At 59.4% G+C, this 13,102-nt stretch carries 14 protein-coding genes and 1 tRNA gene; 9 read left to right on the forward strand and 6 right to left on the reverse strand.

Annotated elements, in window-relative coordinates; all coding sequences use genetic code 11:
• Positions 1 to 50 precede the first annotated feature (50 nt).
• A complete protein-coding gene (locus AB4N73_RS16995) occupies positions 51 to 356 on the forward strand; it encodes a YkgJ family cysteine cluster protein (RefSeq protein WP_024014290.1) in 306 nt (101 codons plus the stop codon).
• Between the two features lie 133 nt (positions 357 to 489).
• Here AB4N73_RS16995 and AB4N73_RS17000 read toward each other — a convergent pair whose 3' ends face one another.
• The 6 genes from AB4N73_RS17000 to hemA form a co-directional block, all read right to left on the reverse strand.
• Positions 490 to 1,008 (reverse strand): acyloxyacyl hydrolase, encoded by a 519-nt coding sequence (locus AB4N73_RS17000; protein ID WP_041480001.1) that lies wholly within the window; start codon positions 1,006 to 1,008, stop codon positions 490 to 492.
• Between the two features lie 111 nt (positions 1,009 to 1,119).
• Positions 1,120 to 1,911, reverse strand: a complete 792-nt coding sequence (gene murI, locus AB4N73_RS17005; RefSeq protein ID WP_252884830.1) for a glutamate racemase — start codon at positions 1,909 to 1,911, stop codon at positions 1,120 to 1,122.
• On the reverse strand, positions 1,904 to 2,659 hold the full coding sequence (locus AB4N73_RS17010; RefSeq protein WP_460142345.1) for a molybdopterin-synthase adenylyltransferase MoeB: 756 nt from the start codon (positions 2,657 to 2,659) through the stop codon (positions 1,904 to 1,906). The genes murI and AB4N73_RS17010 overlap by 8 nt, the downstream gene beginning before the upstream one ends.
• Positions 2,653 to 3,483 carry a peptide chain release factor N(5)-glutamine methyltransferase gene (gene prmC, locus AB4N73_RS17015; protein WP_252876891.1) on the reverse strand — a complete coding sequence of 277 codons (831 nt, stop codon included), beginning with the start codon at positions 3,481 to 3,483 and terminating at the stop codon, positions 2,653 to 2,655. The genes AB4N73_RS17010 and prmC overlap by 7 nt, the downstream gene beginning before the upstream one ends.
• Complete coding sequence (prfA, locus tag AB4N73_RS17020) at positions 3,484 to 4,566, reverse strand: peptide chain release factor 1 (RefSeq protein ID WP_016773210.1); 1,083 nt, start codon at positions 4,564 to 4,566, stop codon at positions 3,484 to 3,486.
• Positions 4,563 to 5,849, reverse strand: coding sequence for a glutamyl-tRNA reductase (hemA, locus tag AB4N73_RS17025; protein WP_016773209.1), 1,287 nt, complete (start codon positions 5,847 to 5,849; stop codon positions 4,563 to 4,565). Before hemA ends, prfA begins: the two co-directional genes overlap by 4 nt.
• A gap of 182 nt (positions 5,850 to 6,031) precedes the next feature.
• Between hemA and AB4N73_RS17030 the strand changes: the two genes are divergently transcribed.
• The 8 genes from AB4N73_RS17030 (at position 6,032) to ychF (ending at position 12,954) form a co-directional block, all read left to right on the forward strand.
• A complete protein-coding gene (locus tag AB4N73_RS17030; protein ID WP_310218367.1) occupies positions 6,032 to 7,756 on the forward strand; it encodes a tetratricopeptide repeat protein in 1,725 nt (574 codons plus the stop codon).
• 3 nt (positions 7,757 to 7,759) lie between these two features.
• A complete protein-coding gene (lolB, locus tag AB4N73_RS17035) occupies positions 7,760 to 8,377 on the forward strand; it encodes a lipoprotein insertase outer membrane protein LolB (protein WP_016773207.1) in 618 nt (205 codons plus the stop codon).
• A 3-nt stretch (positions 8,378 to 8,380) separates the two neighbouring features.
• Positions 8,381 to 9,232, forward strand: coding sequence for a 4-(cytidine 5'-diphospho)-2-C-methyl-D-erythritol kinase (gene ispE, locus AB4N73_RS17040; protein WP_460142346.1), 852 nt, complete (start codon positions 8,381 to 8,383; stop codon positions 9,230 to 9,232).
• A gap of 37 nt (positions 9,233 to 9,269) precedes the next feature.
• Positions 9,270 to 9,344 (forward strand) — tRNA-Gln (locus AB4N73_RS17045).
• A gap of 45 nt (positions 9,345 to 9,389) precedes the next feature.
• Entirely contained in the window at positions 9,390 to 10,331 is a 942-nt protein-coding gene (locus AB4N73_RS17050) for a ribose-phosphate pyrophosphokinase (protein WP_003171603.1), read from the forward strand.
• A gap of 141 nt (positions 10,332 to 10,472) precedes the next feature.
• On the forward strand, positions 10,473 to 11,075 hold the full coding sequence (locus tag AB4N73_RS17055) for a 50S ribosomal protein L25/general stress protein Ctc (RefSeq protein WP_056790308.1): 603 nt from the start codon (positions 10,473 to 10,475) through the stop codon (positions 11,073 to 11,075).
• 171 nt (positions 11,076 to 11,246) lie between these two features.
• Positions 11,247 to 11,831: an aminoacyl-tRNA hydrolase gene (gene pth, locus AB4N73_RS17060; RefSeq protein WP_016773203.1), complete on the forward strand. Its 585-nt coding sequence runs from the start codon at positions 11,247 to 11,249 to the stop codon at positions 11,829 to 11,831.
• A 22-nt stretch (positions 11,832 to 11,853) separates the two neighbouring features.
• On the forward strand, positions 11,854 to 12,954 hold the full coding sequence (ychF, locus tag AB4N73_RS17065) for a redox-regulated ATPase YchF (RefSeq protein WP_016773202.1): 1,101 nt from the start codon (positions 11,854 to 11,856) through the stop codon (positions 12,952 to 12,954).
• Positions 12,955 to 13,102: the final 148 nt, after the last annotated feature.

Below are 13,102 nucleotides of genomic sequence, written 5' to 3' on the forward strand. Positions count from 1 at the left end.
GTCCGTCAGCGCTTTCACACCCACGGCGATCACTGCCTTACACTGCCACGATGAAAACCATCCCACACACCCAAATCGCCGAACCGGCGGTCACCTGCTCGACCTGTGCGGCGTGCTGCTGCCAGCTCGAAGTGATGCTGATCACCGACACCGGCGTGCCTGATCGCTTTATCGATACCGATGAATGGGGCGGCGAAGTGATGCTGCGTCTGGACGACGGCTGGTGCGCGGCACTGGATCGCGACAGCATGATGTGCACGATCTATGAACGACGCCCGCTGATTTGCCGCGAGTTTGAAATGGGCGCGCCGGAGTGCATCGAAGAGCGCCGGGGTATCGCTACAGCCTACCGCTGATTTCTTTGACGGCGCAGAAACAACTGTGGGAGCGAGCCTGCTCGCGAAGGCGGTGTGTCAGCCACCATTTGAATTGACTGACACTCTGCTTTCGCGAGCAGGCTCGCTCCCACGTTGGTTCCGCGTAGGCGGATTACAGCGGCATTGTGTAATGCAGCGCGTAGCTTTCTACACCATCGTTGTCGCTGGACAGGCCGGCGTTGGAGTAGTGCGTGGCGCGGATGCCGACTTCGTGACCGCCGTTGAAGCGCAGGCCGACACCGATGCGGTCTTCAAACTGGAAGGAGCCGCCCAGGTTGTTGCTTTCGTATTCGGTGTTGGAGAAGAACGCCACGCCGATACCCGCTTCCACGTATGGCTTGACCGACTGGCCGGCAAACTCGTAAACGAATACAGGTGAGAACGACAGGCTGTTGTTGCTGGAAGTCTTGTCACCTTCCCAGTACGTGTAGGCACCGCTCCAGTAGCCGGTCAGGCGACCCACGTCGCTCTGCAGCCAGCTCTTGTCCCAGTCGAAATTCATGCCTAAGCGATACGTCATTGTCGAATCGCTGGTACCGCCGACGGCGAATTCAACGCCAGCGGCTTGTGCAGTAATGCTTTGCCCCATCAGTGCGGCCGCAATCGCGGCCAAGCAGAATAGTCGCTTCACTTTGAAACTTCCTTTTCCGGAACGATCGTTTGGTTTTTAGTTGCTGCTGTCGCTATAGAAATCCGCGCTTGGTCAGAAGTTCAGCGTTTTTTTAGTTATTTCACATTTTTTTTACAAGTCGAAGTTTTGCACATTCGACGCAGTTTGGCCCAGCAACGGTAGGATTTTTCTGAGAGATTGCGGATCGCCGCTGGTCCAGAACTTCACCGCCTGGCTCGGACGTTGCGCCAGCAGATCACGCTCGGCGAGCAAGCGTTGCAACTGCCGGGCCACGGCATCTCCGGTATCGATCAGGCTGACATCGTCGGCGATCATCGACCTGAGTAGCGGCTTGAGGAAGGGATAATGGGTACAGCCAAGAATGATCGTGTCGCAGTTTTGCGCCAGCAATGGAGCGACGTAACCTTGCAATAAAGTGCGTAATTCGGCGCTGTGCAGATCACCCGTTTCGATCAGTTCGACCAGTCCCGGACAGGGCTGGGTGATGACTTTTATGTCGGCCGCGAAACGATCAAGCAACGCGGCAAACTTCGCGCTCTGCAACGTGCCGGTCGTGGCCAGGACGCCAACCACGCCGCTTCGTGTGGCCGCTGCGGCCGGTTTGACCGCCGGTTCCATGCCGACAATCGGCCAGTCGGGGAAATCGCGACGCAGATCGGCAACCCCCGCCACGGTCGCGGTATTGCACGCCAGCACCAAAGCTTTGGCCCCCTGCTCGCGAAAGAACCCGGCCATCACGCTGCAACGCTCGCGGATGAATTCCGGGGTTTTCTCGCCGTAAGGAATGTTCCCGCAATCGGCGACATAAAGCAGCGATTCGTTGGGCAGCAAGCGCTGGATTTCGCCGAGGACCGACAAGCCGCCGACCCCGGAATCGAACACGCCGATCGGCGCTTCACGCATGGCGCGGGCCACAGACGCTGCAACCCGGATCACGCTTGACCCGTAATTCACGGAAGCGTGAGCCCAAGGCATCGATCAACAACAGTCGCCCCACCAAGGGTTCACCAAAGCCGACCAGCACCTTCAACGCTTCCAGCGCCTGCAAGCTGCCAACCAGACCGACCAATGGCCCGACCACGCCGGCCTCGCTGCAGGTCAGTTCGGCTTCACTGCCGTGACCGTACAGGCAGTGGTAGCAAGGGCTCTCGGCACGCCGAGGATCGAACACCGACAATTGCCCTTCCAGACGAATTGCCGCGCCACTGACCAGTGGCTTGCACGCGGCAACACAAGCGGCGTTAACCGACTCGCGGGTAGAGAAGTTGTCCGAGCAATCGAGCACCAGATCCACCGCCGCCACCGCTGCGGCGAGAGAATCGGCGTCCAGCGCCTGACGATGGGCGACCAGTTGAATCTCGGGATTGATCGCGCCCAGGCGCTTGAGCGCCGAGTCGACCTTGGACATGCCGACACTGTCGGTGTCGTGAATGATCTGCCGTTGCAGATTGGTCAGATCGACCGTGTCGAAATCCGCCAGATGCAACTCGCCGACGCCCGCTGCCGCCAGATACAACGCCACCGGCGCGCCGAGGCCGCCAAGGCCGACGATCAGCACGCGGCTGGCCTTGAGCTTCAGCTGCCCGTCGATGTCGATGTGTTGCAGCAGAATCTGCCGGCTGTAGCGCAGCAATTCCTGATCATTCAGCACGGCAGGCGCCCCAGACTGATGCGTTGATGGCCGCCCAGATCGGTGCGGCTGTGGACTTCTTCAAAGCCACGAGTGAGCAGCAGATCACGCACGGCTTCGGCCTGATCATAGCCGTGTTCGAGCATCAGCCAGCCGCCGGTTTCAAGATGATCCGGCGCCTGCGCAACAATCAGGCGCAGATCATCGAGGCCATCTTCACCGGCGACCAGCGCACTGGCCGGTTCGAAACGCACATCACCCTCGACCAGATGCGGATCGGCGGCGGCAATGTACGGCGGGTTGCTGATGATCAATTGGAAACGCTGGCCCTCGAGGGCGCTGAACCAATGGCTGTTCAGCACCGTAGCGTTGTTCAGGTGCAGACGCTGGCGATTGCGTTCGGCCAGGGCCACGGCTTCAAGCACACGATCCACGGCAGTGACTTTCCACGCCGGCCGTTCGCTGGCCAAGGCCAAAGCAATCGCGCCACTGCCGGTGCCCAAGTCGAGGACCTTGGCCGGGGTTGCCGGCAGCAGTTCAAGGGCTGCCTCCACCAGCAATTCGGTGTCAGGACGCGGAATCAGCGTGTGCGGCGCGACTTCCAGATCCAGCTTCCAGAAGCCCTGCTGGCCGAGAATGTAGGCCACCGGTTCACCGCTACGCCGCCGTTGCAAATACTCGGCAAAGGTCAGCGCAGCCTCGCTTGGCACGATGCGCTCGGGCCAGGTGTGCAGGAAGCTGCGCGACTTGCCCAGTGCGGCGGCGAGCAGCAGTTCTGCGTCCAGACGCGCTGTGGGCGAGTCCGGCAGCTCGGCGGCGCGCAACAGGCTGGCGATGATGGTCATTTATTCACCTATCGCTGCGAGTTGGTCAGCCTGATATTCAGCCAGCAATGGCTCGATCACGGCTTCAACGCCACCGGCGAGAATTTCATCCAGTGAATACAGGGTCAGGTTGACGCGATGGTCGGTGACCCGGCCCTGGGCATAGTTGTAGGTGCGGATACGCTCGGATCGATCGCCGGAACCGACCAGCAACTTGCGCTCACTGGCAATCGCGTTGGCCGCCGCAGCGTTTTGCTGATCGTTGAGCTTGGCCGACAGCCACGCCATCGCCCGGGCACGGTTCTTGTGCTGGGAGCGTTCTTCCTGACACTCGACGACGGTGCCAGTCGGAATGTGGGTAATGCGGATCGCGGAATCGGTGGTGTTGACGTGCTGACCACCAGCGCCGGAGGAACGGTAAGTATCGACACGCAGATCCGCCGGGTTGATCTCGATCGCTTCGCGCTCGTCCGGCTCCGGCAACACCGCCACGGTGCAGGCCGACGTGTGGATCCGGCCCTGGGATTCGGTAGCCGGTACGCGCTGGACGCGGTGCGCGCCGGACTCGAATTTCAGCTTGCCGTAAACGTTGTCGCCTTCAATGCGCGCGATGACTTCTTTATAGCCGCCGTGTTCGCCTTCGTTTTCCGAGAGGATTTCGACGCGCCAGCCACGCCGCTCGGCATAACGCGAGTACATGCGGAACAGGTCACCGGAGAAGATCGCCGCCTCGTCGCCACCGGTGCCGGCGCGAATTTCGAGGAAGACGTTGCGCCCGTCATTCGGATCTTTAGGCAGCAACATGCGCTGCAGATCGGATTCCAGCGTGACCAGCAACTCCTTGGCTTCGCGAACTTCTTCCACGGCCATTTCGCGCATGTCCGGGTCGTTGTCCTTGAGCAGCGCCTGCGCGCCTTCAAGATCGCTTTGTACGCCGAGCAGCTTTTTATAGGCGGCCACTACCGGCTCGAGTTCGGCGTACTCCTTGGAATAGGCGCGGAATTTGGCCTGATCGGCAATGACTTCACCGTCGCCGAGCAGCGCGGTCAGTTCCTCGAAACGGTCCTGGAGAATGTCCAGCTTGTTGAGCAGTGACGCTTTCATTGCGGTTTTTTATCCGAAAAACTATCCGGTGAGCCCTCAAGGGCAAAGAGTTCCTGGGCCATGGCCAGCGCATCGAGGCGGCCTTCGGCAGACAGCTTTTTCAATTGCACGCTGGGCGCATGCAAGAGTTTGTTGGTCAGGCCACGGGCCAGTTGCCCGAGAACGTCTTCGGCGTTGCCGCCGTTGGCCAGCAGACGCAGGGCTTTTTGCAATTCCTCGTCACGCAAGCGCTCGCTCTGTTGACGATAGGCCTTGAGCACATCGACTGCCGCCAGTTCGCGCAAGCGCACCATGAAATCGTCGGCGCCGACCGAGACCATCTCCTCCGCCGCTTGCGCAGCGCCCTGGCGGCTCTTGAGGTTCTCGGCGACCACTTCGTGGAGATCGTCGACGCTGTACAGATAAACGTCGTCGAGCTCGCCGACTTCCGGTTCGATATCCCGCGGTACGGCAATGTCGACCATGAAGATCGGCTTGTGCTTGCGCAGCTTCAGCGCACTTTCCACCGCGCCCTTGCCGAGGATCGGCAGCTGACTGGCGGTCGAACTGATGACGATGTCGCTGCGCACCAGTTCCGCCGGAATGTCCGAGAGCAGCACCGCATGAGCGCCGAACTGCTCGGCCAACTGACTGGCGCGCTCGAGCGTGCGGTTGGCGACGACGATGCGCTTGACCCCCAGCTCATGCAAATGGCGCGCGACCAGCGTAATCGTCTCGCCGGCACCGATCAGCAGCGCCTGGCTGCGTTGCAGATCGCTGAAAATCTGTTTGGCCAGACTCACCGCAGCAAACGCCACCGACACCGGGTTCTCGCCGATCGCGGTATCGGTACGCACTTGCTTGGCGGCATTGAACGTCGCCTGAAAGAGCCGCCCCAGCAGCGGACCGATGGTGCCGGCCTCGCGGGCCACGGCGTAGGCCGATTTCATCTGACCGAGAATCTGCGGTTCGCCCAGCACCAGCGAGTCGAGCCCGGAGGCGACGCGCATCATGTGACGAACAGCCGCATCGTCTTCATGCACATAGGCACTGGCGCGCAGTTCGTCGAGGCTCAGATGGTGATAATCGGCCAGCCAGCGCAGCACGACATCGGCCGAGAGCTGATCCTGTTCTATATAAAGCTCACTGCGATTGCAGGTGGAGAGGATCGCGGCTTCGCGGCTGTCGGTCAGTCGGCAGAGCTGCTGCAAGGCCTCCACCAGCTGCTCAGGGGTAAAGGCCACGCGCTCGCGGACGTCTACTGAAGCAGTCTTGTGGTTAATACCGAGTGCAAGGAAGGCCATTCAAGGTCGCTGGTGGTGACGTGAAGCCGGCAATTGTCCTACTTCGAAAGATTCAGAACAACTACCGCTGACTATTGTCCCAATCGTCAGCCCCTATAATGGCCACGATTGAGTCTCGGTTATGTTTGGCCGAAGGCTTGTGTCATGATGATCCGACCGCAGGTTAGTCGTCCTCTTCCTATATGAATAGATCTTCCGCGTTGCTCCTCGCTTTTGTCTTCCTCAGCGGCTGCCAGGCCATGGCGCCCGTTGCGCCGGATGGCACCCCGCCGGTCGAAGACACCACGCCCGCACCTGAAAAGCCCAAGGTTTACGGCTCGTTCAGTGAGGAAACCGTGTTCAGCCTGCTGAGCGCCGAACTCGCTGGCCAGCGCAATCGTTTCGACATTGCCCTGGACAATTACGTGACCCAGGCCATCAACACCCAGGATCCGGGCGTTTCCGAGCGTGCGTTCCGCATCGCCGAATATCTGGGCGCCGATCAACCGGCCCTCGACACCGCGCTGATCTGGGCGCGCAACGCTCCGGATGATCTCGAAGCGCAACGCGCCGCTGCCGTGCAACTGGCCCGCGCCGGGCGTTACGACGACTCCATGGTCTACATGGAGAAAGTCCTGCAGGGCAAGGGCGACACCCATTTCGATTTCCTCGCGCTGTCGGCCGCCGACACCGATCAGGAAACCCGCAACGGCCTGATGAAAAGCTTCGACCGTTTGCTTGAGCGCCACCCGAACAACAATCAGCTGATTTTCGGCAAGGCTCTGCTGCTCCAGCAAGACGGCGACAATCAAGGCGCGCTGACTCTGCTCGAAGACAACCCACCGGAAGACGGCGAAATCGCACCTATCCTGCTGCGTGCGCGCCTGCTTCAATTGCTCAACCGTGGCGACGAAGCGCTGCCGCTGTTGCAGAAAAGCATCAGGAAATACCCGGAAGACAAACGCCTGCGCCTGACTTACGCGCGCATGCTGGTCGAACAGGACCGCATGGACGACGCCAAGGCCGAATTCTCCACGCTCGTTCAGCAATACCCGGAAGACGATGAACTGCGTTACTCGCTGGCACTGGTGTGCCTGGAAGCCAAGGCGTGGGATGAAGCCAAGGGCTATCTGGAAGACCTGATCGCTCGCGAAAGCCACGTCGATTCAGCGCATCTGAATCTCGGCCGGATTGCCGAAGAACGCAATGACCCGCAAGGCGCGCTCATCGAATACGCCCAGGTCGGCCCGGGCAATGACTATCTGCCGGCACAGCTGCGTCAGGCCGATATCCTGATGAGCAACGGCAAAACCGTCGAAGCGCAGAGCAAGCTGGCGGCCGAGCGTGACGAGCAACCGGATTACGCGATCCAGCTGTATCTGATCGAGTCGGAAACCCTGTCGGCCAATAAACAGGACGACAAGGCCTGGAAAGTTCTGCAACAAGCGCTGCAGAAATACCCGGACGATCTCAATCTGCTCTACACCCGCGCCATGCTCGCGGAAAAACGCAATGATCTGGCGCAAATGGAGAAAGACCTGCGCCTGATCATCAAGCGCGACCCGGACAACGCCATGGCGCTCAATGCACTGGGCTACACCTTGTCCGATCGCACCACCCGCTACGCTGAAGCGAAAACGCTGATCGAGCAGGCGCACCAGATCAATCCGGAAGATCCGGCGGTACTCGACAGCCTCGGCTGGGTGAACTATCGCCTGGGCAATCTGGACGACGCGGAGAAATACCTGCGCCAGGCGCTCGAGCGTTTCCCTGACCACGAAGTCGCCGCGCACCTTGGCGAGGTCCTGTGGGCCAAGGGCAATCAGCGCGAAGCCAAACAAGTGTGGGGCAAGTTCCTCAAGGATCAGCCCGACAGCACCATTCTGCGCAGCACCATCAAGCGCCTGACCGGATCCGAGAATCTTTAAACCATGCTTTTGCGCCACGTTATTGTTTTCAGCTTCATCGCCCTGCTCGCCGGCTGCTCGGGTTTCGGCACTCGCGAATCGGTCGAGGGCCACGGCAGCCCGGCCCAGTGGGCGGCAAACAAACAGCAACTGACCGGCCTCGATGGCTGGCAGATCGACGGCAAGATCGGCATCCGCGCGCCGAAAGATTCCGGCAGCGGCACGCTGTTCTGGCTGCAGCGTCAGGACTACTACGACATTCGCCTGTCCGGCCCGCTGGGTCGTGGTGCGGCACGTCTGACCGGGCGTCCGGGCAAGGTGTCGCTGGAAGTCGCCAACCAGGGCCGCTACGAATCGCAATCTCCTGAAGCCTTGCTCGAAGAGCAACTGGGCTGGAAATTGCCGGTGTCGAATCTGGCCTGGTGGGTTCGCGGCCTGCCCGCTCCGGAAAGCAAGAGTCGCTTGAACCTGGACGCCGACAGTCGCTTGGCCAGCCTTGAGCAGGACGGCTGGAAAGTCGAATACACCGCCTACACCGAACAGAATGGTTATTGGCTGCCCGAGCGCATCAAGCTGCACGGCACCGACCTTGACGTGACGCTGGTGATCAAAACCTGGCAACCGCGCAAGTTGGGGCAATAAAGCATGACCGCTGCACGCCTGACCCTGCCCTCGCCGGCCAAACTCAACTTGATGCTGCACATTCTCGGTCGCCGTGAAGACGGTTATCACGAATTGCAGACGCTGTTTCAGTTCCTCGATTATGGCGATGAAATCACTTTCGCCGTGCGCGATGACGGCGTGATTCAGCTGCACACCCAGTTCGCCGGCGTGCCCCACGACAGCAACCTGATCGTGCGCGCGGCGAAGATGTTGCAACAACAATCCGGCTGCGCGCTCGGTATCGACATCTGGATCGACAAAGTCCTGCCCATGGGCGGCGGCATCGGTGGCGGCAGTTCAAATGCGGCGACAACGTTGCTCGGACTCAACCATTTGTGGCAACTGGGCTGGGATGAAGATCGCCTGGCGGAACTGGGCCTGTCACTCGGTGCCGACGTACCAGTGTTCGTCCGTGGCCATGCGGCATTTGCCGAGGGCGTCGGCGAGAAACTGACCCCGGTCGACCCCGAAGAACCGTGGTATCTGGTGCTCGTGCCGCAAGTCGCTGTTAGTACGGCAGAAATTTTTTCCGATCCTTTGTTGACACGTAACACACCGCCCATTAAAGTGCGCCCCGTTCCCGAGGGAAACAGTCGAAATGACTGCTTGCCGGTGGTAGCAAGGCGTTATCCAGAGGTACGTAACGCATTGGATTTGTTAGGTAAATTTACCGAAGCAAAGCTCACCGGAACTGGAAGTTGTGTGTTTGGGGGCTTCCCAAGCAAAGCTGAAGCTGATAAAGTCTCGGCCCTTCTGACAGAGACCCTTACAGGGTTTGTAGCGAAAGGAAGCAACGTTTCGATGTTGCATCGCAAGCTGCAAAGTCTGCTCTAAAGGAATCAAGTGCCCGGCACTTGAAAGCAACAGATACAGGGGCGTCGCCAAGCGGTAAGGCAGCAGGTTTTGATCCTGCCATGCGTTGGTTCGAATCCAGCCGCCCCTGCCATTTTCTCTACTCATCCAGGTTACCCTCAGCCTCTAGGTACTGCGCGTGTCCAAGATGATGGTCTTTACGGGGAATGCCAACCCCGATCTGGCTCGGCGTGTCGTACGTCAGCTGCATATCCCTCTCGGTGACATCTCTGTCGGCAAGTTTTCCGACGGCGAAATCACAGCCGAGATCAATGAAAACGTTCGCGGTAAAGACGTCTTCATTATTCAGCCGACCTGCGCTCCGACCAACGATAACCTGATGGAACTGGTAGTGATGGCTGATGCCTTCCGCCGCTCCTCAGCTACTCGTATCACTGCTGTTATTCCTTATTTTGGTTATGCCCGTCAGGATCGCCGTCCGCGTTCCGCACGTGTGGCTATCAGCGCGAAAGTCGTTGCTGACATGCTTACCGTAGTCGGCATCGACCGTGTTCTCACGGTTGATCTGCATGCTGACCAGATTCAGGGCTTCTTCGATATTCCGGTAGATAACATCTACGGCTCCCCGGTTCTGGTGGATGACATCGAAGATCAGCGCTTCGAAAACCTGATGATCGTGTCCCCGGACATTGGTGGCGTCGTGCGTGCACGGGCTGTTGCCAAGTCGCTGGGCGTCGATCTCGGGATCATCGACAAACGCCGTGAGAAAGCCAATCACTCTGAAGTGATGCATATCATCGGTGATGTCGAAGGGCGTACCTGTATTCTGGTCGATGACATGGTCGATACCGCCGGCACCCTGTGCCACGCGGCCAAGGCCCTGAAAGAGCATGGCGCAGCCAAGGTCTTTGCCTACTGCACACACCCTGTGCTGTCGGGCCGGGCCATCGAGAATATCGAAAATTCCGTGCTGGACGAGCTGGTGGTCACTAACACCATCCCGCTGTCCGCTGCAGCACAAGCCTGTGCACGTATCCGTCAACTGGATATCGCACCGGTTGTTGCCGAAGCGGTTCGCCGCATCAGCAATGAAGAATCGATCAGCGCGATGTTCCGTTAAGGGCCCTGCCCTTCGCGAAATGTCTCGTTGACGAAAAGCGCCCCGCCCCGGCATTCCTGTCGGGGCGGGGCTTTTTTGCCCATACCGTGTTCGGCGCTGGTCGCAAACGCCACTCGGTCATGGCTATTTTGGAGATACAAAATGAACGATTTTACTCTGAATGCTGAAGTGCGTTCCGACCTGGGGAAAGGTGCGAGCCGCCGCCTGCGTCGTCTCGCCGCTCTGGTTCCAGCTGTTGTTTACGGTGGCGACAAAGCCCCTGAATCCATCAGCATGCTGGCCAAAGAAGTTGCCAAACTGCTCGAAAACGAAGCGGCTTACAGCCACATCATCGAGCTGAACGTTGGTGGCACCAAGCAGAACGTCATCATCAAGGCGCTGCAGCGTCACCCGGCCAAAGGCCACGTGATGCACGCTGACTTCGTACGCGTTGTTGCCGGCCAGAAACTGACCGCCATCGTGCCTGTACACTTTGTTGGCGAAGAAGCTCCAGTGAAGAAAGGCGGCGAAGTTTCGCACGTTGTTGCTGAAATCGAAGTGACCTGCCTGCCAAAAGATCTGCCTGAGTTCATCGAAGTCGATCTGTCGAAAGCAGAAATCGGCACCATCATTCACCTGTCGGACCTCAAAGCTCCTAAAGGTGTTGAGTTCGTTGCTCTGGCACACGGCGATGACAAGGCTGTTGCCAACGTCCACGCTCCACGTGTTGCTGCAGAACCTGCCGAAGAAGGCGAAGCAGAGTAATTCACTCTGTCATGCCGGAGTGAGCAAGTAACATCGCGGACTGGAACGTAGCGAGAAAGCGGGCGAGAACGCGGAGTTTACATCCATGGTAAATGAGCATTTTTCGTCCACTTTCGCCGCTTTCCCCGATCGCGGCGATGTTATCCACCACTCCAAGGAAGGGCCCCTATCGTGACTGCCATCAAACTGATCGTTGGCCTGGGAAATCCAGGCGCTGAATACGAACAGACCCGGCATAACGCAGGGGCCCTTTTTGTTGAGCGCATCGCCCACGCACAGAATGTGAATCTTGTGGCCGATCGCAAATATTTCGGCCTGACCGGGCGCTACTCGCATCAGGGTCAGGATGTTCGTCTGCTGATTCCCACCACCTACATGAACCGCAGCGGCCAGGCCGTGGCGGCACTCGCCGGTTTCTTCCGCATCAAGCCTGAAGAAATTCTCGTGGCGCATGACGAACTCGACTTGCCTCCGGGCGTTGCCAAGCTCAAGCAGGGCGGCGGCCATGGCGGTCACAACGGGTTGCGCGACATCATTGCGCAACTGGGCAATCAGAATACGTTCTACCGCCTGCGGCTTGGCATCGGCCACCCGGGCGTTGCCAGTATGGTTTCAAATTTCGTCCTGGGTCGTGCGCCACGCGCCGAACAGGAAAAACTCGATGCCAGCATCGACTTTGCCCTCGGCGTGCTGCCGGATATCCTCGCCGGGGAATGGAACCGCGCGATGAAAAACCTGCACAGCCAGAAGGCCTGACTTTTACCCGAGGGGAAACACCATGGGATTCAATTGCGGCATCGTCGGCCTGCCTAACGTCGGCAAGTCCACCCTGTTCAACGCCCTGACCAAATCCGGTATCGCGGCGGAGAACTTCCCCTTCTGCACCATCGAGCCGAACAGCGGCATCGTGCCGATGCCGGATCCGCGCCTGGAAGCGCTGGCGGCCATCGTCAATCCCAAGCGCATCCTGCCGACCACCATGGAATTCGTCGACATCGCCGGCCTCGTCGCCGGCGCCTCGAAAGGTGAAGGCCTGGGCAACAAGTTCCTGGCCAACATCCGCGAAACCGACGCTATCGCTCACGTGGTGCGCTGCTTCGAAGACGACAACGTGATCCACGTATCCAACAGCGTCGACCCGAAACGCGACATCGAAATCATCGACCTTGAACTGATCTTCGCCGACCTCGACAGCTGCGAGAAACAACTGCAGAAAGTCGCGCGCAACGCCAAGGGCGGTGACAAGGACGCCGTGGTTCAGAAGGCTCTGCTCGAGCAACTGATCGCGCACTTCACCGAAGCCAAACCGGCGCGCAGCCTGATGAAGAACATGAGCGCGGATGAGAAAGCCGTGATCAAGGGCTTCCACCTGCTGACCACCAAACCGGTCATGTACATCGCCAACGTTGCCGAAGACGGTTTCGAGAACAACCCGCACCTGGACGTGGTCAAGGCCATCGCCGAAGAAGAAGGCGCCATGGTCGTTCCGGTGTGCAACAAGATCGAAGCGGAAATCGCCGAGCTCGATGATGGCGAAGAGAAGGACATGTTCCTCGAGGCCCTGGGCCTGGAAGAGCCTGGCCTGAACCGCGTGATCCGCGCCGGTTACGAAATGCTGCACCTGCAGACCTACTTCACCGCCGGTGTCGAAGAAGTCCGCGCCTGGACCGTCAAGGTCGGTGCCACCGCACCACAGGCCGCCGGCGTGATCCACACCGACTTCGAAAAAGGCTTCATCCGTGCCGAAGTCATCGCCTACAACGACTTCATCCAGTACAAGGGCGAAGCCGGCGCCAAAGAAGCCGGCAAGTGGCGCCTGGAAGGCAAGGATTACATCGTCAAGGACGGCGACGTGATGCACTTCCGCTTCAACGTCTAAGCAACAGCCGCACAAGAAAAAGCCGCGTTTGATACGCGGCTTTTTTGTGCCTGAAATTCAGTGACTGAGTACATTTCCCTGTGGGAGAGAGCCTGCTCGCGAATGCGGCGTGTAAGCTAAGCATTCGTCAACTGACCCACCCATTCGC

Source organism: Pseudomonas sp. S3_B08 (genome assembly GCF_054667725.1).